Origin of the sequence: Paenibacillus hubeiensis (assembly GCF_032334105.1) — a bacterium.
GTDB lineage: Bacteria > Bacillota > Bacilli > Paenibacillales > Paenibacillaceae > Paenibacillus > Paenibacillus hubeiensis.
This window is the reverse complement of record NZ_JAVYAE020000005.1, coordinates 214,471-238,735: the sequence shown is the minus strand read 5'-3', so window position 1 is coordinate 238,735 and position 24,265 is coordinate 214,471. Positions and strand designations below refer to the sequence as shown.

At 50.1% G+C, this 24,265-nt stretch carries 20 protein-coding genes; 18 read left to right on the top strand and 2 right to left on the bottom strand.

What is annotated here, in order from left to right; all coding sequences use genetic code 11:
- Positions 1-29 precede the first annotated feature (29 nt).
- Both RSX24_RS16335 and RSX24_RS16330 read right to left on the bottom strand, forming a co-directional pair.
- Positions 30-806, bottom strand: a complete 777-nt coding sequence (locus tag RSX24_RS16335) for an AraC family transcriptional regulator (protein ID WP_236415567.1) — start codon at positions 804-806, stop codon at positions 30-32.
- 15 nt (positions 807-821) lie between these two features.
- On the bottom strand, positions 822-1,403 hold the full coding sequence (locus RSX24_RS16330) for a LysE family translocator (protein ID WP_339274159.1): 582 nt from the start codon (positions 1,401-1,403) through the stop codon (positions 822-824).
- A 328-nt stretch (positions 1,404-1,731) separates the two neighbouring features.
- On the opposite strand from RSX24_RS16330, the gene RSX24_RS16325 reads away from it, so the two are divergent.
- From RSX24_RS16325 to RSX24_RS16240, 18 genes are all read left to right on the top strand, one after another.
- Positions 1,732-5,775 (top strand): S-layer homology domain-containing protein, encoded by a 4,044-nt coding sequence (locus RSX24_RS16325; protein ID WP_343261204.1) that lies wholly within the window; start codon positions 1,732-1,734, stop codon positions 5,773-5,775.
- 355 nt (positions 5,776-6,130) lie between these two features.
- Complete coding sequence (locus RSX24_RS16320; RefSeq protein ID WP_343261203.1) at positions 6,131-6,853, top strand: DNA alkylation repair protein; 723 nt, start codon at positions 6,131-6,133, stop codon at positions 6,851-6,853.
- A 19-nt stretch (positions 6,854-6,872) separates the two neighbouring features.
- Entirely contained in the window at positions 6,873-7,427 is a 555-nt protein-coding gene (locus RSX24_RS16315; RefSeq protein WP_343261202.1) for a methylated-DNA--[protein]-cysteine S-methyltransferase, read from the top strand.
- A 166-nt stretch (positions 7,428-7,593) separates the two neighbouring features.
- Positions 7,594-7,734, top strand: a complete 141-nt coding sequence (locus RSX24_RS16310; protein ID WP_343261201.1) for a hypothetical protein — start codon at positions 7,594-7,596, stop codon at positions 7,732-7,734.
- Positions 7,735-7,737: 3 nt separating this feature from the next.
- The gene (locus RSX24_RS16305) at positions 7,738-8,178 is read left to right on the top strand and encodes a hypothetical protein (protein WP_236415573.1); all 441 of its coding nucleotides are present in this window, start codon (positions 7,738-7,740) and stop codon (positions 8,176-8,178) included.
- Between the two features lie 40 nt (positions 8,179-8,218).
- Complete coding sequence (locus RSX24_RS16300) at positions 8,219-8,752, top strand: cysteine hydrolase family protein (protein WP_236415574.1); 534 nt, start codon at positions 8,219-8,221, stop codon at positions 8,750-8,752.
- A gap of 106 nt (positions 8,753-8,858) precedes the next feature.
- Positions 8,859-9,707, top strand: a complete 849-nt coding sequence (locus tag RSX24_RS16295; RefSeq protein ID WP_343261200.1) for an aminoglycoside phosphotransferase family protein — start codon at positions 8,859-8,861, stop codon at positions 9,705-9,707.
- An 82-nt stretch (positions 9,708-9,789) separates the two neighbouring features.
- Positions 9,790-11,316, top strand: coding sequence for a helix-turn-helix domain-containing protein (locus RSX24_RS16290; RefSeq protein ID WP_343261199.1), 1,527 nt, complete (start codon positions 9,790-9,792; stop codon positions 11,314-11,316).
- Between the two features lie 43 nt (positions 11,317-11,359).
- Positions 11,360-13,183, top strand: a complete 1,824-nt coding sequence (locus RSX24_RS16285; RefSeq protein ID WP_236415577.1) for a sensor histidine kinase — start codon at positions 11,360-11,362, stop codon at positions 13,181-13,183.
- A complete protein-coding gene (locus RSX24_RS16280) occupies positions 13,173-14,711 on the top strand; it encodes a response regulator transcription factor (RefSeq protein WP_339274148.1) in 1,539 nt (512 codons plus the stop codon). Before RSX24_RS16285 ends, RSX24_RS16280 begins: the two co-directional genes overlap by 11 nt.
- A 118-nt stretch (positions 14,712-14,829) precedes the next feature.
- The gene (locus RSX24_RS16275; RefSeq protein ID WP_343261198.1) at positions 14,830-16,509 is read left to right on the top strand and encodes an ABC transporter substrate-binding protein; all 1,680 of its coding nucleotides are present in this window, start codon (positions 14,830-14,832) and stop codon (positions 16,507-16,509) included.
- A gap of 144 nt (positions 16,510-16,653) precedes the next feature.
- Complete coding sequence (locus RSX24_RS16270; RefSeq protein ID WP_236415582.1) at positions 16,654-17,619, top strand: ABC transporter permease; 966 nt, start codon at positions 16,654-16,656, stop codon at positions 17,617-17,619.
- Positions 17,620-17,729: 110 nt separating this feature from the next.
- Complete coding sequence (locus RSX24_RS16265) at positions 17,730-18,569, top strand: carbohydrate ABC transporter permease (protein WP_236415831.1); 840 nt, start codon at positions 17,730-17,732, stop codon at positions 18,567-18,569.
- Positions 18,569-20,125 (top strand): glycoside hydrolase family 43 protein, encoded by a 1,557-nt coding sequence (locus RSX24_RS16260; RefSeq protein ID WP_343261197.1) that lies wholly within the window; start codon positions 18,569-18,571, stop codon positions 20,123-20,125. Before RSX24_RS16265 ends, RSX24_RS16260 begins: the two co-directional genes overlap by 1 nt.
- Positions 20,126-20,188: 63 nt before the next feature.
- Positions 20,189-21,214, top strand: a complete 1,026-nt coding sequence (locus RSX24_RS16255) for an endo-1,4-beta-xylanase (RefSeq protein ID WP_236415585.1) — start codon at positions 20,189-20,191, stop codon at positions 21,212-21,214.
- An 88-nt stretch (positions 21,215-21,302) separates the two neighbouring features.
- On the top strand, positions 21,303-22,289 hold the full coding sequence (locus tag RSX24_RS16250; RefSeq protein ID WP_343261196.1) for a glycoside hydrolase family 43 protein: 987 nt from the start codon (positions 21,303-21,305) through the stop codon (positions 22,287-22,289).
- Between the two features lie 267 nt (positions 22,290-22,556).
- On the top strand, positions 22,557-22,904 hold the full coding sequence (locus tag RSX24_RS16245) for a hypothetical protein (RefSeq protein WP_343261195.1): 348 nt from the start codon (positions 22,557-22,559) through the stop codon (positions 22,902-22,904).
- A gap of 283 nt (positions 22,905-23,187) precedes the next feature.
- Complete coding sequence (locus RSX24_RS16240; RefSeq protein WP_343261194.1) at positions 23,188-24,210, top strand: formylglycine-generating enzyme family protein; 1,023 nt, start codon at positions 23,188-23,190, stop codon at positions 24,208-24,210.
- Positions 24,211-24,265 lie beyond the last annotated feature (55 nt).

The window sequence follows — 24,265 nt, the reverse complement described above, 5'->3', positions numbered from 1 at the left end:
AGCTGCTTGGGACAGGCGCGACCGTCTTGTTACGCATTCAATTGCAGCATGTATTCATGGGGCGTAATGCCGAATACTCTGCGAAAATGCCGGTTCAGGTGTGTCAGGTCGGCAAAGCCGCATTCTGCCACGGCGGCATAGATATCCATTTGCCTTTCAATGACATGCCTTGCCCGCTCCACTTTGCAATTCAGGAAGAACTGGTATGGCGATATGCCTGAGAGTGCTTTGAACTCGCGGATAAATTTGTACTTGGACATGCCGAATTCGCTGCACAATGCCTCAAGTTGGAGTACGTCGTCCGTACTGCAAAACATGATTTCTTTGGCTTTCCGGACAAACTCGTGATGGGGCCTGAGTGCCGGACTCCGGGTTTCGGATCGGGCCAGAAAATGAACAAGGTCCAGCAAAAGTTCGCTGCACAGCGGCTCGTCCTGACGCTGAACGGCATCGTTCAGCTTCAAGATGCTGCTGGCCATTCTGCGGTCATAGACGATCGGCGCGTCGAAACGCAGCTCCTTTTTTCCCAGAATATCCTGTACGAGCTCCGGCCGAATGTACAGCATGACATAATCGATGCCGTCTTTGTCGTAGGAGCTGCCGTCATGGGACTGTTCCCGGTTGAACAGCATAACTCCGCCTTTATGGGAAGCTTGGTAATGCCCATCCAAATGGTATTGTTGAATGCCGCGCAGCGTGACCCCCACCGCATATTCCTCGTGGCAATGCTTTTTATAGGCGAATTCCGAGAAGCTGGCCGTCAGGGACAGCACGTCGGTCGTTTTTTTGTAGTTGAACATATCCATCCTGTCAGCCCCTCTCTATATGATCCCGGATACCATGATAGCTGAGTATACCAAAAATAATGCCATGAGTGTATTTGCTATTTTTCGGTGTTTTTGCAGCCAGGTGCGAAAGACGGCCCCGAAAACCAGCCAACTGGAGTACGCGAGAAAACCGATGAACGTAATCAGCAGCACGAAGATGAACGACGTTTGTGGATTGTTGTAATAGGGCAGCACATAGCTTGGAATGACGGTAAACGTAAACAGGATGACTTTGGGATTCACAAATTGCATCAGCAGGCCGTTTATAAAGCCGGTCGTATGCCCACCCGTCGATTCGGTTGAACCCATTTTATAGATTTGGAATGCCAGATAGAGCATGTAGACGCAGCCGATGATCTGCATGGTGCGAAGAATGCCCGGCAGCATGTCTGCCAGCAGATGATTGAGATACGCCGAGGCGGCCAGCAGCAGGCCAAAGGCCAGCGTAGCGCCCCATACATAGGACATCGTTTTTCGCACGCCCGCATGTTGGACGGAGGACAGAATGACCAGGTTGCTGGGTCCCGGGGTAAACGTGACGATGACGCAGTAGACGAGAAAGGACGTAAGATTCATGGTGCCTCCTTGGAATTGAAGTCCCCTGAATCATACCTTGGCGGCATATGTTCGCTATAGTACATTATTGCAGAAAAGTCGCTTTAGGTTGTTAGAATAGTGCTTAAGGGTTAGGAACATTGGGGTTGAATACGATAAAAAAATATAAAAAGGAAAAAAATTTACCAAATCTATTGTTTTTATGATTCTTAAAGACTAATATTTCATTATGTCTTTTTTACTATAATGATCCAAAAGAGAGTCTTAAAGACTAAGTCGACTATAATTGCTGAAGGGAGGGATAACAAAACTAGCCTTTACCAATTTTTGAAGAGGGAGTCCATAAAAAATGAATAAGAAGTTTTCGAGAAAGATTGTAAGCGCTAGCCTTGCAACCGCACTTTTATTACCGGGAATAACTCCAACTTTTGCTTCATCCTTTGAAATTATGAATTCAAATGCGGAAACCATTTCTACAGAGAGTCTCAACAGCAAGTCCTTGTTCGGGGATATTTCAGGACATTGGGGACAAAAAGCAATTGAAGAGTGGACAGGATACGGCGTAGTAAAAGGATACAATGGCAAGTTTCGTCCTAACTCACCAGTAACAAGGGCTGAGTTTGCCGCCATGATTGACAATATTATGAAATACATAGAAGAGGGAAGCAATTCATTCTCGGATTTAGAATCGAATAAATGGTACTACGGTGCGATTCTAAAGCTGGACAAGGCAGGCGTTCTTAAAGGAACGAATGGTGAGGCTCTGGCGGAGAAAACCATTACGCGTCAGGAAGCGGCAGTGCTTTTGGCCGGAGCATTCCAAACGGCTGCTGGTACAGATTCGGTTACATTCAAAGACAGTGATCAAATCGCTGATTGGGCCAAAGCATCGGTACAAAGCCTCGTATCCGCATCAGTAATTAACGGCAGACCGGATGGATCGTTCGAGCCCCAGGCCAACCTTTCTCGAGCCGAAGCGGTCACTTTATTTGATCATTTGATACAGATGCTCGTCACAACCCCTGGAGAATATTCGCAAGACGTCCAAGGAAATATTGTGGTCAATACCCCTGATGTGATTTTGAAGGATATGACTATTTCCGGAGATTTGTATGTCACACAAGGTGTCGGAGAAGGTGAAGTAACCCTTGATAACGTCCAAATCAAAGGCAACGTACACATTCAAGGCGGTGGGGAGCACTCCATTATTTTTAATAATGTAGATGTACAAGGAGCACTTGTCGTTAACAAATACAATGGCAAAGTGCGGATTCTTGCTACAGGAAGCACATCGGTATCTTTAACTGTACTTGAAAGCGGCGCTTTGGTTGTCACTAAGGACCTTACCGGTGGCGGATTTGAGACAGTTGAAATCCCGGCCGATATCCTTGCAGGCCAAGAAATCAAACTGGATGGCAACTTCAACAAAGTAGTAAACCATGCTGTGAATGTAAAAATTGCAGCAAGTGGGTCGATCAAGGAGTTTGTTGCTGAAGCAGAAACGAATATTACCGGAAACGTCAACATTGACAAGTCTTCAGGCAACTCAAGCATTGTAGTTAACGGTGCTGCTTATGTACCTTCGGCTGGAACGACAGGATCGAGTACAGGTACTGGAAATAGTGGTAATGCTGGAAATTCTGGTGGAAGTAGCACCGGAGGAGGAAATTCGGGAGGCTCTGCACCAGGGAATGGAAACGAATATGTTGCGGTGACAGGCCTAACGGTTGCACCTGCATCGGCTTCTCTTGTGGTTGGCCAAAAAACGCAACTTACCGCAACGGTTTCGCCCGGCAATGCGACCAATCCCAGAGTCAACTGGAAAGTAGCTGACGGCCAGACTTCGATCATTAGTGTAAGCGATTCTGGTTTAGTAACGGCCTTGACTCCCGGTACAGGAACAGTTATCGCTACGACTGAGGATGGAACATTTAGCTTTAGTTCAACGATTACGGTTTCAGCACCCGCATTGGGTATAACATTGTCTAAATATGAAGGGTCCATTGTAGATCCCGATACCCAACTGGATGAGGAAACAAAAACCAATAATGAACATGTTACGATACTAAGCAGCGATCAATCGTTAATTCAAGCAAATCATTACGATGCTTCGATAACAGCAACGCAAGCTTTGCAGGGAACGGTAACTACCTCTGTATACAGTGTTGTTTCTTTAACGGACGCAGATGCAAATCCGTTAGTGGATGTTTCTGGGGTAAAAGTAACTTTGGATGGGATGGAGTATAATCCTGAATTTGGAGTGGGACTGAGTCAAGGAAATGAAACCAACCGTTTCTTGCTCAAGTTAGACATCCATCAGCCAAGAAACATTGAACAGCATCAGCTCATCATCTCTCGTGAAGGGTATGCGGATACTTCTATGACGATTACGTATCGTCCGGAAGGAACAGTGGTTCTACAGGCAATCGATCCGATCGCAGGGGAGCTATTGGTAGGATCAGAGTTAAGTGCAGGAACAGTGCATTACGAAGGTGGGCCTGTAAATCAAGAGGCTTTGTATCAGTGGTATCGTTCGGATACAGAGACAGGATTGTACAGTAAAATTGATGGGGCAACATTTGCAAAATATACGTTAACTGAAGACGATGGCGGAAAGTATATTCGTGTTCATGTTGCGTCTGACGAAATCCAGGCTAGCGGTTCAGCCATAAGTGCAGCTTTCGGACCTGTTCAAACTCCCGTAAGCGCAAAGGAAGTATTCGCTGAAATCGAGAAAGTGTTCCTCGGGAAAAATACAGATAAAAATAACGTCATTAGTGATTTGTTTCTTCCGACTTCCCTGCCAGGCTATCCGGGAGTTCTAATCAGTTGGTCGACTGATAATGAGTCTGCATTGTCCAGCACAGGGGTCATCACCCGAATTGAAAAAGAGGATCAATTCGTAAAATTAACAGCGACTTTAAGCGGCGGAGCGGCAGGAACACATGAATACGATTTGACGATCAGGGCCGCTGGAACGAACAATGTAGGCATTGACGGATTTATCGATCCGTATTTTGTGAGCAGCTATCCCCAAGCTTATATTAAAGATGGCACAATTCATGTTAAATATGCACTGAACGCGCCTGCGGAAGTCTACATGATTGTCAACGTTATTAATGGTGGGTGGAAGTCAGATGTAAAGGCTGTCCTTGAAGGGCATTCAGGGGAAAACAATAAGCTTATTTATACGAATCAATGGCCGTATTTTGAAATAACCTCCGATCAAATCAACCAGGTTCAGGATTTCGATACAGGGGTCAAAATCTCTGATAGTAATAAGTCAGAAGCCAAAGTGGAATTTGTTATTGCTAACCAATCCCAAGGGTATGTTTCAAGCGAAGTCACTCGAATTCAATTCGACCAGACCGTCGTCGGCAGTTTGGATACCCAACCTCCAGTTTCTTACGCAAAGTATATTAACAGAGATCTGGACTCGATTTATGTCTATTTCAACGAGAAACTAAACACAAGTAGCGTTCCTTCCATCCAAGACTTTACGCTGAGCAGTGGCCGCGTGGAATCTTTAAGTGTGGTTAACAAGCAGACAGGGATCCAACCGGCCTATGTCAAGCTTCATGTCAGTGGCATCACAGAGGCTGATTTGAGTACTCTGAGAGTCAGCTATAACGGCACTGCATTGAAGGACTTGAGCGATGCTGAAAATGAGGTAGTAAGCTTCTCCAATGCAAAAATTAATGCGTATAGTCCAAAATTCACAAATATTATGCTTAGTTCTGATCGTCGTTCTGTTTTGGTAGACATAGAGCCCGGCTGGGATCCGTATGATTTTCCTGAGTTGAATTTCGACGCGGCTTCTAGAGCAAGATTCAGTATGCAAATTGCAAGTGTGAGTTACAATCCGAATTTCATCAAATACAGCTATGGATCGAGCGAGATCACGTACACACTGCAATTTGATTCACCTCTTCCTGAAGGGGAAGCAACGTTAAAGTTCAATTCAACCGGATTGATCGATTGGGCCCAGGATTCGTATCCAGAAGAGATAATATCAGGACCGATTTTGCAGCTTCCTGCTTCCGGGTCGCCAACAGCAAGTTATTCTCAACAAAACGGTAAGATTCTTTTATCATTTGCGAATGGATTCGAGCTAAGTAATTCTTCTACAGCAGTAGCAGGATTAACGTTGAAGATTGACGGCGTAGAATATGCTCTTCGTGGGTATCTGATGTCGCTTAACTGGAACAGCAAAAACCAAATTTATATTGATCTCAATGAAAAATATTCTTGGAAATTTAAACAGGCTGTGGAGCAAGGCAGCGACATTCAAATCAAATATTCAAAAGTCAATCAAGAAGACCAACAACAATTGTCTGATGCAGCTGGTGCACTTATTCCGGATTTCGATTATATTCAAGTTACCAAACAATAGTAACGGGCAAGAAAAAAGAAGCGACGAGAGCAACTTTCGTCGCTTCTTTTTTCAGTTAAATAGTTTTTTTGATTTTGCAATCTTGCTCAAACATTCCTGTAAGGCTTACAATCACAGGCTTAAAAGTTATACTTGTAGATAGATATATCTATGTAAACCGCAAAAAACATACACACGTTAACGGAGAGGCAGAACCAATCTGGAGAAGCGAAGCGTTCGCATTTATCACCGGATTTTCCCCTTGAAAAAGGGGAATCAAAAAATCTGGGGATAACAGCGATCGGAAGATGGTACTGCGCTCGCAGTGGCCTTGTGTGATTGATTATTGCAGTTTATATATCAGAGGAGGACCCGAGTGATTACTGATGTGCGTACCGAATTGTTGTCCCTCGCCGAACCGGAATATCAAAAATTTGCGTCGGCGCTCATTCCCAACATCACGAATTTGCTCGGAGTGAGGTTGCCGGCGTTGCGCAAGGTGGCGAAACGAATCGCGGCCGAAGACTGGCGCGGTTACCTGGAGGCGGCGAAGAACGATTATTTCGAAGAAGCCATGCTGCAGGCGATGGTGCTTGGTTATGTCAAAACCGATCTGGAGGAATGGCTGCGGCAGATTGCCCGCTTCGTTCCCAAGATCGATAACTGGTCCGTTTGCGACAGCTTTTGCATCGGATTGAAAAGGGCGAAACAGCATCAAGACGAAGTGTGGGCTTTTTTGCAGCCATACCTGATTTCTGACCAGGAATACGAGATTCGCTTCGGGGCGGTCATGCTCTTGAATTATTATATGGACGAGCATTATATCGACAGGGCGCTGGCTGCGTTGGACCGGATCAAGCATGAGGCATATTACGTCAAAATGGCCGTGGCTTGGGCCGTTTCGATCGCTTATGTGAAGCAGCCTGACATTACGATGCGTTATCTGCAAAACAATACGCTGGACGATTTCACCTACAACAAGGCGCTTCAAAAGATTACGGAATCGCTCCGCGTGGATGCAGAGACAAAAGCGTTGATTCGCAGCATGAAAAGAAAGACTGCCAAAGTGCAGCATACTGCACGGAGCAGCAAGGGTTGAACGGAATGGAGGACAACCGATGAGACAAAGCATAAAATGGACCGCGTTGGAGCTGGATGGGCAGCCCTGGATCCCGATGGCTACCGAAAAAGGGGTGTGCCGCATCGTGATGCCGAACGAAACGCTGCAGGACTGGAGCGCATGGGCTGCGCGGATCTCGCCGGAAGCGGAACTGCAGGAAGACGCGTCCGCGCTGGAACGAACGGGCATCGTCGATTGGCTGAAGGCATACTTCAACGGAGAACGGATGGCGGTATCGCGGGACATTCCGCTGGATTTGGTCGGAACGGCGTTTCAGAAGCAGGTATGGCAGGAACTTGGACGTGTGCCGTACGGGGAGACCCGGACGTATGGGGATATTGCCGTGGCCATCGGCAGACCTTCCGCCGTACGGTCTGTAGGCGCTGCGAACGGAGCAAATCCCATTCCCCTCCTTCTGCCATGCCATCGAATTATCGGGGCCAACCGGAAGCTGACCGGATTTCGCGGCGGCCTTGAATTGAAGCGAAGATTGCTGGACATGGAGCGCATAGACGGCGTGGCCGATGGCGGCCATGAGCGGTTTCGGTTTTAATGACTCGTGATGTGACGGGAAGGGAAGAGAAATGGAGGGTGGGCCTGAAATGAGGCGCACTACAGCGGAAAACCACGGGAAACCGTGGTTTTTTTGCTGTCACATCTTCCGATATATGGGTTATGATGGATATGAATGAAGAAGGGTCGGGGAGAGGAGAGATGAAATGATGACGGATTCAAACTTCATTGGCATACTTCCCGGCATCGAGAGATTTGAAGAGGACATCCGGGAAATTGGCTACCCGGTAAAAGGGCGACCCGGATCTATGAAACAGCAGCGGCCCGAAAACGAAAAGAAAGGGTGACGGATGATGGCTGCTATCCCGCGAAAACTGCTTTCGGCATTGCTTGCGTCCATCGCATTTGCATGTATTCTAGGTCTTCTATCGGTAGGCATGAGGGGGGCGTACGATTTCCATATGTACGTTCTGATTTATGCGATTTACGGTACGCCGGGGCTTCTGTTGATTGGGATTCCCGTTTCGTTCCTCCTGGATTACGGGTTGGGCAAGATTCACACGGCAAATGCCGGTGTCAGAACGACGTTAACGACGATTGGGTATGCAATCGCTGGTTTTGCTGGAGGAACCATCTATTTGATCGTTATTACCTCCGGAAGGGCGCTCCAAAGTTCTTTTGGCGAGTGGCTGCCGCTGAGCTTGCTTGGCATTTTGGCCGCCTTGTTATTCGCGTGCATCGATCGAAGGCTGCTTGCCTCATCCAAAACGATTAAACCTCCGGTTGGATGAGCGATGCTCATTATAAAATATTGGAAGCGGAGGAATGGGGATGAGCAACTCAAAAGCACTTCTAGTTATCGACGTTCAGGTAGCCATGTTCGATGAAGCCGACCCTGTAGTCCAGGGAGAGGCGCTGCTTCAAAAAATCAAAAGTTTGATCGCCAAAGCACGCCAAAACGGTCATCCCGTGATCTACATTCAGCATACCGAAGGAGCGGGCACCCCGCTGGAACGGGGGGCGAACGGCTGGGGAATTCATCCAAGCATTGCGCCCCTGCAAGGGGATGCTATCGTCGAGAAATTGACGCCGGACTCCTTTTATGAAACGCAATTACATTTATTACTGCAAGAGATGGGCGTGAAAGAGCTCATCTTGTGCGGCATGCAGACAGAGGTATGCGTCGATACGACCTGCCGCAGCGCGTTCAGTCACGGGTATGGTGTAACGCTCGTGAGCGATGCGCACAGCACCTGGCATTCCCCGCAGCTGCAGGCAGGCCAGATCATCTCACATCATAATCATGTGCTGAGATTGTTCGCGACAGTGGCGGGCGAGGAAGAAATATGGACCGGCGGAGCATGACATGATTCGAATTTCCGCTAGGAGCCTTGTAACCGCATCTGGCAGAAATGTTTTTGAGGGGGAGTAGGGGAGGGGAGCCGGATTGCATGGCAGTGGTGTTTGTGCATTGAAAGATATTCATTGGATCGAGCTCCATCAGGACATTCGGGCACTCATGAACCAGCCATGCCATGTCGTCCCCTTGTCGCCAGGGATGGAGGCAGACGTATATCGGTACGGGTTCGAAGGCAGATCTTGTGTGCTCAAAATTTGGAACAAGGAATCGAGGCCCAATATCGCCAATCAGTATCGGCTGCTTTCCGAATTGCATCATCAAGGTGTGAAGGTGTCCATTCCTTATGGATGGGGCGAAGATGCAGAGCGGAATCAGGTTTTGCTTATGAACGACGCCGGCATCCCTGTAGACACGCTGACTTCAGAGAAGCTCAAGGACCTGGCGTTAATGCTGATGGAGGTACACCGCTTTAGGAAAAGCCCCCAGGATGATGATTTTATTCCAGCCTATGATTTCGCCGGTTACTTTTTTCCCGGCATTGCAAGTCATCCGGATCTGGAACGGATTTTATCCGATGCGCTTCAGCGCGTATCACTCAGGCAGGACTGCCTGATTCATGGAGACTACAATTTGTGGAACGTCCTGGAGGCGAACGGGTGCTGCACCATCATTGACTGGACGAACGGACAATGGGGCGATCCCAGATACGACGTCGCATGGTCTGTTTTCCTGATGGACGTCTATACCGGCCCCAAATGCGGAAAAACGTACCGTGTGGAATTTCTCCAGTGGAACGATTATGCCAGTGAGGATATGATTTGGTTCGAAGCCCTTGCCTGCTTGCGCTGGCTTTTGCTGAAACGGACCGGAGGCGTGCCTTTGCATGGCGAAACGCTGCAGCGTATGGCGGCCATCCTGCATCGTAATCCATATGTAAGTACGGATTTGTTGCTCCGGTAGTTGAAGGGCGACAGTACGAATGGCGGCAACGTTTGAAACACGACACCCTGCAAGCTTCATTTCATGAAAGGGGGAAACATGAATGATGAATGTTTTATTAGTGGATGATGAGCCGTGGGTACTGGAAGGCCTGCGAACCATGGTGAATTGGGACAAATACGGTTTTCGAATCTGCGGAGAGGCCGAGAACGGCAATGCCGCCTGGTCGATGATTGAGGGGCTTCAGCCGGATCTGGTGTTTACAGATATTCACATGCCTTCCGTAAGTGGTCTCGAACTGATCGACCGTTCTATGCATGGGCTGGCCAAACCACCGCGATTCGTCATATTAAGCGGATACGACAACTTCGAATATGCCAAAACGGCGTTGGAACAGCGTGTGGAGGATTATTTGCTCAAACCTATTGATGAGGCCGAGATTGAAACCGTATTGGAGCAGATGAGCCGTAAAATCCAGGAGGAGCATGCTTCGAAGGAAGCGCATCAGCGCGAGCGTGCTTTATATGTGAATTGTTTGTTCAACCGTCTGCTGCAGGGTGAGGACGACAGCGAACTGCAAGCGGAGGTGATGGGCATGCTGCAAATGGAAGGTCATGAGAGCATGGCCTGTCTTCTGATTGAAACGGATGCCGGCACAGAGGACGTGAAGGCACGGGTACGCCTGTTGGCCGACGAACATTGGTCAGAGCCTTTTATGGATGCCGAAGGAAGAATCGGCGTGTTCGCTGCCGAAAGCGGAGGATCTCTGGAGCGGCTTGAAACATTGGGGAGAAGTCTGTTTGAGACATACTCCGGCCATGCGTCGATCATTGTTTCATTCGGTCATCAATCAGGCGGAGTAGGCGCGCTGCGGTCAGCGTATGACAGAGCGTTATCCGCGCTAAAATGGAAGCGTTACCAGCATGGAGGCGGCTTCGTGCAGGATCAGGAATTGCCGCAGTACGAGGACGTGGCCTGCGTAAATCATAAAGCTCTGGCAAACCTGCTTGCAACGATTTTGTCGGGCGAACAAGACAGGCTGGAGGGAGAGGTACATGCGCTGTTGACCAATTCGGACGCAGGAAGCCACGGGTCGGACATTGAATATGTCCGGGTTCAACTGCTGGCCCTCGAAATGGGGGTCCTCAAGCAGCTGAAGGAACTGGACGGGGATATGGACAGCTTTATGCTGCACGTTCAACAGATGCCGGTCGGCCTTACCGGCATACATTCCTATCCCGCGTTTCGGGAATATGCGCTCGAATTAAGCCGCATTGCCTCGAAGGCGCTGCAAGAGCAGCGGAAAGAAAAGGAATGCAGCACGGCCTTTCGGGTGGTGCAGTATGTCAATCAGGAGTTCCGGGAGAAACTGCAGCTTCAGGAGCTTGCTCAGAAATTTCATATGAATGCCAACTATTTGGGGCAAGCCTTCAAACAGCAGACCGGAAAGTCCTTTCGGGAGTATCTGAATGATAAACGGATTGAAGAGGCAAAGCGGCTGTTGCGCCAGAGCCGTCTAAGCATTGCCGATGTCGCGGTAAACTCAGGGTATCCGAATGCCGACTATTTTGTAAGTCAGTTCAAGCGAATGACGGGCATGTCCCCTTCCGCATACAGAAAGCAACCATAGTTCCGACTCGGAAAGTAACGAATGAAGGATGGCGATAGCAAATATGTTTAAAAAATTCCGATGGCGCGGCATCGTGAACGATATTCCTCTGAACTACAAGTTTATGCTGATCTATATTATCGGGATTTTGCTTCCCATCATCGCGAGCAATTATTTGTTCATGGATCGCATGACCGGTCTGATCAAAGAGCGCGAGGAACAGAATTTGCAAATATCGCTGGAGCGGGCCAGAAAGGACATTCATACGATGATTGACGGCGGCATCGCCGTCAGTCACGCCTTGATTACGGACAAGCTGTTGTCCGAATCGATGGATCGGGAGTACAACGGCCAGCTGGATTTCTACACCACGTTCGATGAGCAGCTCCGCCACCGGGTGACCTCGTATATTCCCGTGAACAACCAAATTCAGCGAATTGGCATCTACACGGACAATCCAACGATCGTGCCTGGCGGGGATTATTACTATCTGGACGATACGATGCGCGCCAGTACTTGGTTCAGGCAGTGGAAAGCGGCAGGAGAATCGCTGAGAGTGATCGCTTACCGCGATCAGGCTGCGAATGATCGGGCGGCGATCGCTTCGTATTTTAGCGTAATTGAAAAAATGGACTATTACAACGCGGACAATTCTTATCAAAAGCTGGTCCGCATTGACTTTTACCTTAATCGTTTCTACGACGTTATTGCCAGAGAAAAAAGCTCGTTGGATCTGTATCTGGTCAACGCACAGAATCAAATCATCGTGTCGACGGATGACAAGTATCAGGGCGAGGTGGATAGCGACTACGCGTTGTTCGATATGAGCAAGACGGCAGACAAGGACCTACATATCGTTACGATTGGCACCGCCAGCTATGTGAAAGGCTGGAAGCTGATCGGCGTGCCCCAGGAAACACGCGTCAAACAAGCGATGCTGTCCATGCAGCTTTATTTCGGCATGCTCGCCGGCATCATTACACTGATTACGTCGGTTTTCATCTATGTCATGCTGCGGTCCTACAATTATCGGGTGAAGCGTCTGTCCAGACATATGCAAAAGGTGGGCAACGAGAAATTCGATCTGATCAACATTGATGGCGGAAAAGACGAGATCGGCCATCTGATCCGCAATTTCAATATGATGACCGCTCAGATCCATTCCTTGATCAACAATGTGTACAAACTTGAAATTCAGCAGCGAAGCCAGGAAGCCGAACGCATTCGTGCCGAGCTGAATTTGCTGCAAAGCCAGATGAATCCCCACTTTTTATTTAATACGCTGAATGCGCTGCTTGTCGTTAGCACCAAAAACAATTATGTAGATGTCAAGGATATCATCAAGGACCTCTCCAAACTGCTGCGCCGCCTGCTGAACTGGAAGGATGACCTGGTAACGCTGGAGGAGGAGATGAGTTTTACGGTCATGTACCTGGGGATCGAAAAGTTCCGTTTCCGGGACAAGTTTGAATATTACATTGACATCAGCGATGAAGCGAGGCATTATAAAATACCAAAAATGAGCATCCAGCAATTGGCAGAGAATGCTTGCAAGCATGGCATACAGGCTATTGAGGGTTTTGGCTATGTGAAGATCCGAGCCGAAATCGCAAGCGAGCGCCTGCGCATCGTTGTATCCGATAATGGCAAGGGCATGAACAAGGAGCGGCTGCAAGAGGTTCTGTACCACATGCGGAGCAAGGAGGAGAGCGGGGGCAGCAATATCGGCCTGCGCAACGTCTATCGTCGTCTTGAATTGTATTACGACGATAAGGTGAATTTCAGCCTGGTGAGCAGAATGGGCGAGGGGACCGAGGTGTCCTTTGAAATTCCGTTGCACCTGCTGGAGCATCAGGGTGGAGAAGGAGGCAAGGACATTGGCATTTAAAGTACTGCTGATCGATGATGAGCCTTGGGCGCTGGAGGGCTTGCAGCTGTGGATCCCTTGGGAAAGCCTTGGGTTTGAGGTGTGTGCCTTGTGTGGAAACGGGGCGGAAGGGTTGGAACGGATGGAAGAGCTGAAGCCGGATCTGGTCATGGTCGATATTCATATGCCGGTCATGGACGGGTTGGAGATGATCGAGGAATGGCGGCGCAGAGGCAACTGGTCAACCAAGTTTATTATTTTGACGGGATACAGCGATTTCGGGTATGCGCGAAAAGCGCTGAAATTCAGAGTTTCCCGGTATCTGCTCAAACCGCTGGATGAGGAACAGGCAGAGTCCGAGGTGCGCGCGATAGGTCAAGAGCTGATCAAGGAGCAGGAGCAGCTTTATATCGGACAGGTCGCGCAGAGAGAGCAGGAGATTTTGGCGATTAAGGAGGCGCTGACGGGTACAGCGCTATCCACAGAAGCTGCTCGATTCATGGAATCCCTGTCCCGGTCCGCCGATGTCTGGAATGTATGCCTGGTTCAGGTGTCCGGAGAGGATTATAGCCGATGGAACAGCATTGCAGCAGAGTTTCTGAACGGGTGGAACGCCATCTATATGATCCGCTTGCGCAACGATCTGGTTTCCATTGTGTTCGGAGATGCTGCCCACTCCTCCCAAGGATCGGGAGAAAGCGTAAGGAAGCGATTGGAGGCACTGGCTCGCCATCTGGCGGGCTTTCGTGCCTTTATGGCGATTGGCGCAGCCGAATCCTCGCTGACGCGCATCGGCCATTCGCGAATCACGGCCGAGGAAGCGCTGCTGCACGCCTTTTATGAAGCGGAGAGAAACGAAGTATTGGAATATGACGCGCTCAAGGAGCATGTTTTTCAAAGGCATTACGACCAGGTGGAGCTGCTGGATCGCATGCTGGGAACGTTTCATCTCATTGACCATGCGGCCTATCGGGCCGTTGTGGATCATATGAATCAATCCTTCCGTCAGACGCGGGTTCACCCGGATGAGGCCCGAAAATTCGTCATCTACCTTCTTCATGAAATTCGCGCGTATATGGGGGAACAAATGGAAAAGGATTCAGGCGCTTCAAATCGTCTGTTCGAAATCCCTAATCTGGATGAAGTCCTGTTGACCTTTGATGACTTGATCGGCATGCTGCATTCATGCGGACGAGTCTGCTTTGAATTGCTGCTAAAGGAGAATGCGGCCGAGGCCCAGGGCATTGTGCAGGATATCAATGACTATATCCATACGCATTTTCGCGAAGGATTGACCATTAAGCTGCTGGCGGAACGTTTCTTTCTGCACCCGGCTTATCTGGGGCAATTATTGATACGGAAAAACGGAATCGGCTTCAACGAGCTGCTCCATAATCTGCGCATTGAGGAAGCTTGCCGGCTGCTTCAGACGAATCTGTACAAAAACAGCGAGGTGGCAGAAAGGGTTGGATACGCCAGCTACAATCATTTTTTGAAACAATTCGAAAAGCGTCTTGAGATGTCTCCCAACGAATACAAGAAAACCTGAGCTTTTCTCGGAAAGAGCTATAATTCGAATATAGTTTCCAGACAGCTGTAAATTTATAATGAAATCATTCACATGAAAGGGCTTTCACAAAAGCAAGATCAAATTTTGGAGGTGCTTTATGGGGGACAGCAAGAAAAAGTTTTTCCGCATGGGGGCAATATTGCTGGTATCGCTTAGCGTTGCGCTGGCCGGCTGCTCAGGCGGCGGTGCAAATGAACCAGGCAGCGGGGAGGCAAGCAGCGGCAGCGAGGTTGGACCTGACAATCCGATCGAAATCTCGGTATTTCTGAACGAGGCCGGACAGCAGCCAACCGCAGACAACAAAATCTACAAGAAAATGAAGGAAGAGCTTGGCGTTACGTTCAAATTCGAATTTTTGGCCGGCGACAAAAACCAAAAGCTCGGCGTCATGATTGCCGGAGGAGATTATCCGGATCTGATCTCAGCGGATACCAAGCTGACTGCAGCCGGTTCGGTCATTCCGCTCGAAGACCTGATCGAGGAGCATGCGCCTAATCTGAAGAAACATTATGAAAAGTACTGGAACCAGATGAAGGACCCTAACGACGGGCACATCTATTACCTGCCCAACTACGGGGCTTACAACGGCGAGGTAGCGGATACTTATTACAGTGGACCTGCCTTCTGGATTCAGAAAGCCGTGTTGAAAGAATTCGGTTACCCGACGCTGAAGACACTGGACGAATACTTTGAGTTGATCGCGAAATACAAGGAGAAATATCCAACCATCGACGGCAAGCCGACCATCGGCTTCGAGGTATTGAACTATGACTGGAAAAACTGGGGCCTTTTGAACCCGCCACAGCATTTGATCGGTCATCCGAATGATGGCGGCGTCGTTGTAAACGATGGCAAGGCAGAGATTTTTGCGGACAAGGATTACGCCAAAACGTACTATGAGAAGCTTAATGAAATTAACGCACAAGGCTTGCTCGACAAGGAAGCGTTTGCGCAAAACTACGATCAGTACATGGCTAAATTGTCCAGCGGCACAGTACTCGGCATGTTCGACCAGCACTGGAACTTCGGCAGCGCTGAAGATTCTTTGGTAACACAAGGCAAAATCGAACGCACGTATGTCGGCTTCCCGCTCGTGTACGATAGCAGCACGAAGGACTACTACCGCGACCGTGCAGCGCTCAACTTGAACAACGGTTTCGGTATTACCGTAAGCGCTAAAGATCCTGTAAAAATTATTAAAGTGCTCGACAAGTTGATGGAAGAAGAATGGCAGAAAACGCTCACTTGGGGCATTGAGGGCGAGGACTACTACGTCAACGACGAAGGACGCTTCATGAAAACGCAGGAACAACGCGACAACGCTGCGGATGCTGCATGGAAGCTGGCTAACAAAGCGGACGCCTACTATGCCACCGCACCGAAGCTGGAAGGCTATTTCAGCGATGGCAACGCCACTTCGGCAAGCAATCAGCCCGAAGAATATCAATCCAGCCTGAAACCGTTTGATAAGGAAGTTCTGGATGCATATGGATTCAACAGCTACGTGGATTTCTTCAGCGATCCGCCGGAAAATCCAATCTACTACCCGGCCTGGTCCGTCGATCTGGTTGAAGGTTCTCCAGCCAAGATTGCCAATACCAAGCTGAACGAATTGTCGACCAAATATTTGCCGAAAGCGATTCTGGCCAACCCATCGGAATTCGGCAGTGTCTGGAACGAATACGTTTCCGAAATTCAAAAGCTGGATATCAAGGCTTACGAAAGCCGGATCAATGAAGTATTGCAGTGGAGAATCGATAACTGGTCCGTGAAATAAGACAACGGTCATCAGGAAGGGAGGCAGCTTTCCTTCCTTCCTGTTTTTGCAAAAACGCGTATTGCTGGACGCAGTCTGTCATCTTGGAAAAACGTCGCTTGACGTTTTCTTTTCAATACAAAGCTGGATAGGGAGCTTGATATTATGGAGGAAATCGTAGTGGGCAACAAGCCGCTCGGCCCGAAGAAAAAACCGAAAATCCGACGGCTGACCTGGCAGAACATCAAAGCGCAGAGACAGCTGATCTGGATGTCTGTTCCTCTGCTTGCGTATATCGTTACCTTTGCTTACGTCCCTGTCTGGGGCTGGACCATGGCTTTTCAGGATTATAAGCCTGCAAGAAGCTTCTCACAGCAAACCTGGGTAGGATTCAAGCATTTTCAATTTTTATTCACGGATGACAACTTTTTGCGAGTGCTTCGCAATACGCTGGCGATGAGTGTGATCAACCTCATATTAGGCTTTGTAACCGCGATTATTCTGGCCCTGCTGCTCAATGAGATCAAAAAGGTCATGTGGAAGCGGACGGTGCAGACGATTTCGTATCTGCCCCACTTTTTATCGTGGATTATCGTTACCGGCATCGTGGCGACCTCGCTCGCTTCCGACGGCATCGTTAATGATATTTTAATGAAATTGCACCTCATCAATGAACCCATTCTCTGGCTGACGGAAGGAAAGTATTTCTGGGGAGTCGTTGCGGGTTCCCATGTCTGGAAGGAAGTCGGCTGGAACACGATTATTTATTTGGCGGCTATGGCCTCTATTGATCCGGCGCTGTATGAAGCCTCCGACATTGATGGAGCCAATCGGTACCAAAAAATGTGGAACATCACCCTGCCGGGAATCAAGCCAACCATTGTCATCCTGCTGATTATGTCGATCGGACATATTTTGGAAGCAGGCTTTGAGGTTCAATATTTGCTGGGCAACGGACTTGTTGTTGACTGGTCGGAAACGATTGATATCTTTGTGCTCAAATACGGGATTGCCCAGGGCAACTATTCGCTAGCTACTGCCGGCGGGATATTCAAAACCGTAGTCAGCATTACCATGTTGCTCATCGCGAATTGGACCGCCAAGCGGCTTGGGGAAGAGAGGCTGTTATAATCATGAAAAAAACTACATTGTCCGGTTCAGGGAATACGGCACTTTCCGTACGCCGCCCGGGTGGCAGGGGCATTGAACCGATTCTGTTCAACACCTTCAATACCATCTTTATGATTTTGCTGGTCATTGTCACGTTGTACCCGTTTCTGAACACGATTGTCGTTTCGTTCAATGCAGGGAATGACACCATCCGGGGTGGATTGTACTTATGGCCCCGCGAGTTCACGATGCAGAATTACAAAGCGGTGTTTGCATCAGGCACGATTTATAATGCGTTCATGGTTTCCGTGGCGCGTACGGTGCTTTCCACCGTGCTGAATATATTCCTGACCACCATGCTGGCCTATACGCTGAGCCGCCGGGAATATATTTTCCGCAAGCTGATCACGACCGTGTTTGTACTGACGATGTATTTCAACGCAGGGCTCATTCCGGGGTATTTCCTGATGAAGGACCTGCATTTGATCAATTCGTTCTGGGTGTATGTCATCCCGTCGCTGGTCAGCGCGTTTAACTTGATCGTCATCCGTACTTATATCTATACCATCCCCGAAAGCCTGATCGAATCAGCCAAAATAGACGGGGCCGGAGATTTCAGGATTTTCTGGAAAGTCATCTTTCCGCTGTGCAAACCCGTTTTGGCAACGATTGCGCTCTTCGTCGCGGTAGGGGCATGGAACTCCTGGTTCGATGCTTTTCTGTATACGTCCTCCCGTCAAGAGCTGAGCACGCTGCAATATGAATTGATGAAGCTGTTATCCTCCAGCATGAACGCCAACAGCAACCCTTCGGTAGCCAACGGCGTTGGGGTGGAGCATTCGACACAGGTAACGCCGATTTCAATCCGGGCCGCGATTACCATTGTTGCTTCGGTACCGATCCTGCTCGTATATCCGTTCATGCAAAAATACTTTGTCGTTGGACTTAACGTAGGGAGTGTGAAGGAATAATGCCACAGCTTCAATCGCATACGATCCGTTATGCCAATCCGATCCTGCCCGGATTTTATCCGGATCCGAGCATCGTGAAGGCGGAGGATTATTTTTACCTTGTTTGCAGTTCGTTCGAATATTTTCCCGGAGTACCGATTTTTCGGAGCCGGGATCTGATTCATTGGGAGCAGATCGGCAATGTACTGGACCGGATCAGCCAGCTTGATTTGACCGGGCAGAAAAGCTCGGACGGCATTTACGCTCCTGCGCTGCGTTACCACGCAGGCACGTTCTATATGATTACGACAGATGTGAGAGGCATCGGCAACTTCTACGTGACGGCAACCAACCCTGCCGGACCGTGGTCCGATCCGATTCGCATTCCGTATGGCGGAATTGACCCATCGCTGTTTTTTGACGATGACGGCAAAGTGTATGTTACGGCCCAGCAAGGCGCGGATTACGACTCTCACGCCATTCAGTATGAGATCGACATTGCGACGGGAGAGGCGCTCTCCGAACCGCAAGTCGTTTGGCATGGAGACGGCGGTCCATGGACCGAAGGGCCGCATTTGTACAAAATCAACGGCATGTATTATATGATGTCCGCTTCGGGCGGAACGGCCAAGGAGCACCGCGAAATCATCGGCAGAAGCGATAAACCTTACGGTCCGTTCGAACGCTATCCAGAGCCCATCCTGACCCATCGCCATCTGGATCATCCAATCCAGTATTTGGGCCATGCCGATCTGGTGGAGGATCACCACGGCGACTGGTGGGCCGTATTTCTCGGCGTGCGGTTGACGGAGGAAGGATATAGCGTGCTGGGACGGGAAACGTTCCTCGCACCGGTCGTTTGGAATGACGGTTGGCCGCACATTGACAACAATGAAGGAATAGTGAGCCTGGATATGACGGTTCAGCGCCAGCCCGTGACGGCCCCTTCTTTGTTGGAGGAAAATGGAGCCATCGTTGTCGGCCGGGACGAATTCGATGGAGAACTTGGACCGCAATGGATGTTTGTGCGCAATCCGACAGAGGGAGCATGCTCGCTTGCAGAAAAACCGGGTTTCCTGACGTTGTATGGTCAGGCGGCGGGTCTCGGCGACGTTGGCCAGCTCACGTTTGTCGGCCGGAGGCAGCAGCATCTGCATGCCAGCTTTACGGCATGTATGTCATTCGTGCCGGTCGCCGACGGGGAAGAAGCGGGGTTGTGCATCCGCCGGGATGAGGACGCGCACTACGAGCTTGGCATAAGACGGTTGGAAGGCCGCAATGTGCTCTTTGCCCGTCTGACGGTGCGCGGAGAGTCGCACACGGTTCATGAAAGTGAAACGCAAGCGGAGCAGCTATGGCTCCGGATCGAATCGTCAGAAAAGGAATACAGGCTGGCTTGTTCCGAGGACGGGGAAAACTGGAGGGATTTGGGGTCGGGTTCGGCGCGTGCCATCTCTCCGGAGGATTTTGTCCATAAAATGTGCTTCACCGGAGCGGTGATCGGGCTATACGCTACGGGCAACGGCCAGGCAAGCAGCACTCCTGCCCGTTTCGACTGGTTTGAGTATTCGATCTGACCTGCCGCCAATACAGGCTGCAAGCTTCAGCCCAAGAGGAACAGGGCAATAACGAGGAGGGAAATGATGGTTTCGTTTCGAACAGAGGCCCCACTGAAGGAATTGTACAAGGACGCTTTCCATATCGGAGCAGCAGTGAATCCGGGTACGATCGAACGCCAGCGTTCACTGCTTGCATATCACTTCAACAGCCTGACGGCGGAAAATGAAATGAAATTCTCCAGCGTGCATCCAAAGGAGGAACTGTATACATTCGAGGATGCGGATATCATCGCGGCCTTTGCCCGGGAGCATGGGATGGCGCTGCGCGGCCATACGCTGGTCTGGCATAACCAGACTCCCGAATGGCTGTTCGAGAACAAAGCTGGCGGGCTGGTGGAACGTGCTGTATTGCTGGAGCGATTGCGCGCACACATTCAAACCGTCGTTGGCAGATATAAGGACGTTATCTATGGTTGGGATGTCGTGAACGAGGTTATTTCGGATGATGCGAACGACGAAAATGCATTCCTGCGGCCTTCCAAATGGTTGGATATCGCGGGAGAGGACTTTATTGCCAAAGCGTTCGAATTCGCCCATGAAGCAGACCCGCAGGCGCTTTTGTTCTATAACGATTATAACGAGTCCAATCCGCACAAGCGGGAGCGCATTTATCGGCTCGTCCGTTCGCTGCTGGATCAAGGCGTGCCGATTCATGGCGTCGGCCTGCAGGCGCATTGGAATCTGTATGATCCGAGCCTGGACGATATGCGCGCCGCGATTGAGCGATATGCGCAGCTTGGCCTGCAGCTTCAGCTTACCGAACTGGATGTCTCGGTATTCCGCTTTGACGACAGGCGCACGGATCTGGTTCATCCTACGGAGGAGATGCTGGAGTTGCAGGCCGAGCGATACGAATCCATTTTCCGCCTGCTTTACGAATACAAGGAACATATCAGCGCCGTGACATTCTGGGGGGCTGCCGACGATTACACCTGGCTTGACGATTTCCCTGTCCGAGGGCGGAAAAACTGGCCTTTCCTGTTCGACGAGTCGCATCGTCCGAAGGAAGCCTATCAGCGTGTTGCGCAAATCGCCGCGCCCAAGTGAAGCTAGACGGATCACCCGTCATCGTTGAACCCGTCGCCGCGTCCAGAAGCTGGGCGCGGCTGCATATCTTTTGGAAGGAGCCATTTGCATGTCCGAATTGCCTAAACCGCATCAACCTTTAGTAACCCATATCTTTACTGCCGATCCGTCAGCGCATGTGTTCGAGGATCGCATCTATATCTATCCCTCCCATGATCTCGACCATGATGGTCCAGTGAATGACAACGGGGACCAGTACAAGATGGAGGATTATCATGTGCTGTCCATGACGGACATGGATTCACCCGTGACGGATCATGGCGAGGCGCTGCATGTGAAGGATGTCCCTTGGGCATCCAGCCAGATGTGGGCACCGGATGCCGCGTTCAGAAACGGCACTTATTATTTGTTTTTCCCTGCGCGGGACCATGATGGCATTTTCCGCATCGGTGTGGCTACATCGTCGTCTCCGGCAGGCCCGTTCAAGCCGGAGGAGCAGTACATTCAAGGCAGCTTCAGCATTGACCCCGCTGTGTTCGTCGACGAGGACGATCAGGCCTACATGTTCTTTGGCGGGCTATGGGGCGGACAGTTGGAGAAATGGCAGACAGGAAGCTACGTGGAACATGCGGAAGGTCCTGCCCCGGATGCTCCCGCCCTCGGACCAAGAGTGGCGAAACTGAGCGATGATATGCTATCGCTGGCTTCGGAGGCGCAGGAGATCGTCATCGTGGATCAGGAAGGCAAACCGCTGACCGCAGGCAACGAGGATTGCCGATATTTTGAAGGACCATGGATGCACAAGTACAATGGCAAATATTATTTGTCCTATTCTACAGGAACGACGCACAAACTGGTGTACGCCATCGGCGACAGCCCAATGGGGCCGTTTACATTCCAAGGCACCATTTTGCCGCCCGTCATAGGCTGGACAACGCATCATTCCATTGTACAATTCCGGGAAAAGTGGTATCTCTTCTATCACGATTGCTCCCTTTCCGGCGGCGTCGATTACAAGCGCTGCGTGAAATTTGCCGAGTTGGCGTACAATCCGGATGGCACCATTCGCATGATTAACCCTTATCCCGAGAAGTAATGCGGGTGGAGAAGTTTTGTCGGCTTGGACGACATCGACAGTAACCTCTTGCCGATGTACTTTTCGCAGAGAACATTCTTGTCACGAATACGTGGCAAGAATGTTTTTTTGCATGACATGTGGCTGACCATCTTACTTTAATCATGAAGCGGCGCACCACATCCATCCGGGCAGCATCCTCACAAGGGCATCAGCGGACAATCTTCAGGATGCAAGTCCTAATCTTCGCCTCTTTGCATATGAATTAAGCTATAAGGAGGCGGGACCATGGAACAAAAGGTTACGGAGTATTTCGAATTGAAACGGCAGCAAAAGGAGATTGAGCAGCGCTTGGCCGTACTGCGCGACGAAATCGTCGCATACTGCGAAGGGCAAGGCGTGTACGAGACGTGCATTGGGGGATTTTCCATCAAAACGGTGCTGCAGCACCGCAAGGAATACGATGACAACAAGCTGTATGCGTCACTTGCCGATCCTGAGCTGTGGAGGCTCGCGTCCAGGGCGGATGGAAACAAGATCAAAAGCTTGATCAAGCTGGGCGTGCTGACTGAAGAAAGGCTTCGCCATGCCGTCACCGAGAAGCAGGTTATCGTGCTGCAGGTAGACAAGTTATAAAAGAAGGACGCAGGTTCCAACAGGGGCAAGCCGCTTCCAAGCTGCTGTACCCAAACCAAAATGAAATGAAGATGACGATTCAGGCGACATCTTTTGGTAGCCCCCTACATTCGGGTGGAACCGGAAGATGTCTTTGTCGTGATCGGAAGATGGTACTGCACTCGCAGTGCCTTGTGTGATTGCTTAGTGGGGTTTATATAGTTGCCGCCCAACACTTTCTTCCAAAATGAAATTAAGATGATATAATTAAATAAAGCAAAGACCATCGAAGGGGGTACGTTTTATGGATCACAACGAACGGGACGGTAACCAGGCCTCTTGCTGCACGCCGGGACGCGGAAAAACGGCGGTCAACATCAAGCCGGGGAAGCGTATTACCCTAAAACAGGCTTGCTGTCAGGAAAGCGACACAGAGAATGCACCTGCAGCGGAGCGCCCAGGCATGATTCGGTTGGAGGGTGGAACGTTCCGTATGGGAACGGACAGCACGGAAGGTTTCGAACAGGACGGAGAGGGACCGGCCAGGGAAGTCAAGCTCTCATCGTTTTACATCGATCGTTATGCCGTGACGAATGCGCAGTTTGCCGATTTTGTCCAAGATACCAACTATGTCACGGAAGCAGAGCGGTTCGGCAACTCCTTTGTGTTTCATTTATTGCTACCGCCGGAACAAAGGCAGAACAGAGCCACGATGGTCATGCAGACGCCGTGGTGGCACATCGTGGATGGTGCGGATTGGAAACATCCCGAAGGAAAGGGTTCCCATGTGGAAGATCGCATGAACCATCCCGTCGTTCATGTATCATGGAACGATGCGCTGGCTTATTGCAAATGGGCCGGAAAACGTCTGCCAACAGAGGCGGAGTGGGAATATGCTGCGCGCGGCGGTTTGGATCAGGCAAGGTATCCGTGGGGAGACGAGTTGACGCCGGACGGCAAACATATGTGCAACATTTGGCAAGGAAAGTTTCCGATCAGCAATGATGCCGAGGATGGATATGTCGGAACCGCGCCGGTAGATGCGTTTGAGCCAAACGGATTTGGATTGTATAATGTGGCAGGCAATGTGTGGGAATGGTGTGCGGACGAGTTCGATCCGTATTATCATCGCCAATCGTCCAACATCAATCCGCTCGGCGTGAGCCGAGGAAATGCGCGATCCATGCGTGGAGGCTCGTACCTATGCCACGACTCCTATTGCAACCGGTACAGGGTCGCGGCACGCAACAAAAATACGCCTGACAGCTCCTCAGGCAATACCGGATTCCGCTGCGCTGCGGACGCGGATGATGAACAACGCGGCTGAGGCTTCCAGAAGCTAATGCAAGCACCCCTATAGGGTGCTTTTTTGATTACACCGA

Coding starts and splice junctions, on each gene's coding strand:
- RSX24_RS16290 (WP_343261199.1), top strand. CDS start 9,790: ATGATGAATGTTTTATTAGTGGATGATGAGCCGTGGGTACTGGAAGGC.
- RSX24_RS16265 (WP_236415831.1), top strand. CDS start 17,730: ATGATTTTGCTGGTCATTGTCACGTTGTACCCGTTTCTGAACACGATT.
- RSX24_RS16270 (WP_236415582.1), top strand. CDS start 16,654: ATGGAGGAAATCGTAGTGGGCAACAAGCCGCTCGGCCCGAAGAAAAAA.
- RSX24_RS16240 (WP_343261194.1), top strand. CDS start 23,188: ATGGATCACAACGAACGGGACGGTAACCAGGCCTCTTGCTGCACGCCG.
- RSX24_RS16325 (WP_343261204.1), top strand. CDS start 1,732: ATGAATAAGAAGTTTTCGAGAAAGATTGTAAGCGCTAGCCTTGCAACC.
- RSX24_RS16305 (WP_236415573.1), top strand. CDS start 7,738: ATGATGGCTGCTATCCCGCGAAAACTGCTTTCGGCATTGCTTGCGTCC.
- RSX24_RS16250 (WP_343261196.1), top strand. CDS start 21,303: ATGTCCGAATTGCCTAAACCGCATCAACCTTTAGTAACCCATATCTTT.
- RSX24_RS16335 (WP_236415567.1), bottom strand. CDS start 806: ATGGATATGTTCAACTACAAAAAAACGACCGACGTGCTGTCCCTGACG.
- RSX24_RS16275 (WP_343261198.1), top strand. CDS start 14,830: ATGGGGGACAGCAAGAAAAAGTTTTTCCGCATGGGGGCAATATTGCTG.
- RSX24_RS16285 (WP_236415577.1), top strand. CDS start 11,360: ATGTTTAAAAAATTCCGATGGCGCGGCATCGTGAACGATATTCCTCTG.
- RSX24_RS16330 (WP_339274159.1), bottom strand. CDS start 1,403: ATGAATCTTACGTCCTTTCTCGTCTACTGCGTCATCGTCACGTTTACC.
- RSX24_RS16300 (WP_236415574.1), top strand. CDS start 8,219: ATGAGCAACTCAAAAGCACTTCTAGTTATCGACGTTCAGGTAGCCATG.
- RSX24_RS16255 (WP_236415585.1), top strand. CDS start 20,189: ATGATGGTTTCGTTTCGAACAGAGGCCCCACTGAAGGAATTGTACAAG.
- RSX24_RS16315 (WP_343261202.1), top strand. CDS start 6,873: ATGAGACAAAGCATAAAATGGACCGCGTTGGAGCTGGATGGGCAGCCC.
- RSX24_RS16260 (WP_343261197.1), top strand. CDS start 18,569: ATGCCACAGCTTCAATCGCATACGATCCGTTATGCCAATCCGATCCTG.
- RSX24_RS16245 (WP_343261195.1), top strand. CDS start 22,557: ATGGAACAAAAGGTTACGGAGTATTTCGAATTGAAACGGCAGCAAAAG.
- RSX24_RS16310 (WP_343261201.1), top strand. CDS start 7,594: ATGATGACGGATTCAAACTTCATTGGCATACTTCCCGGCATCGAGAGA.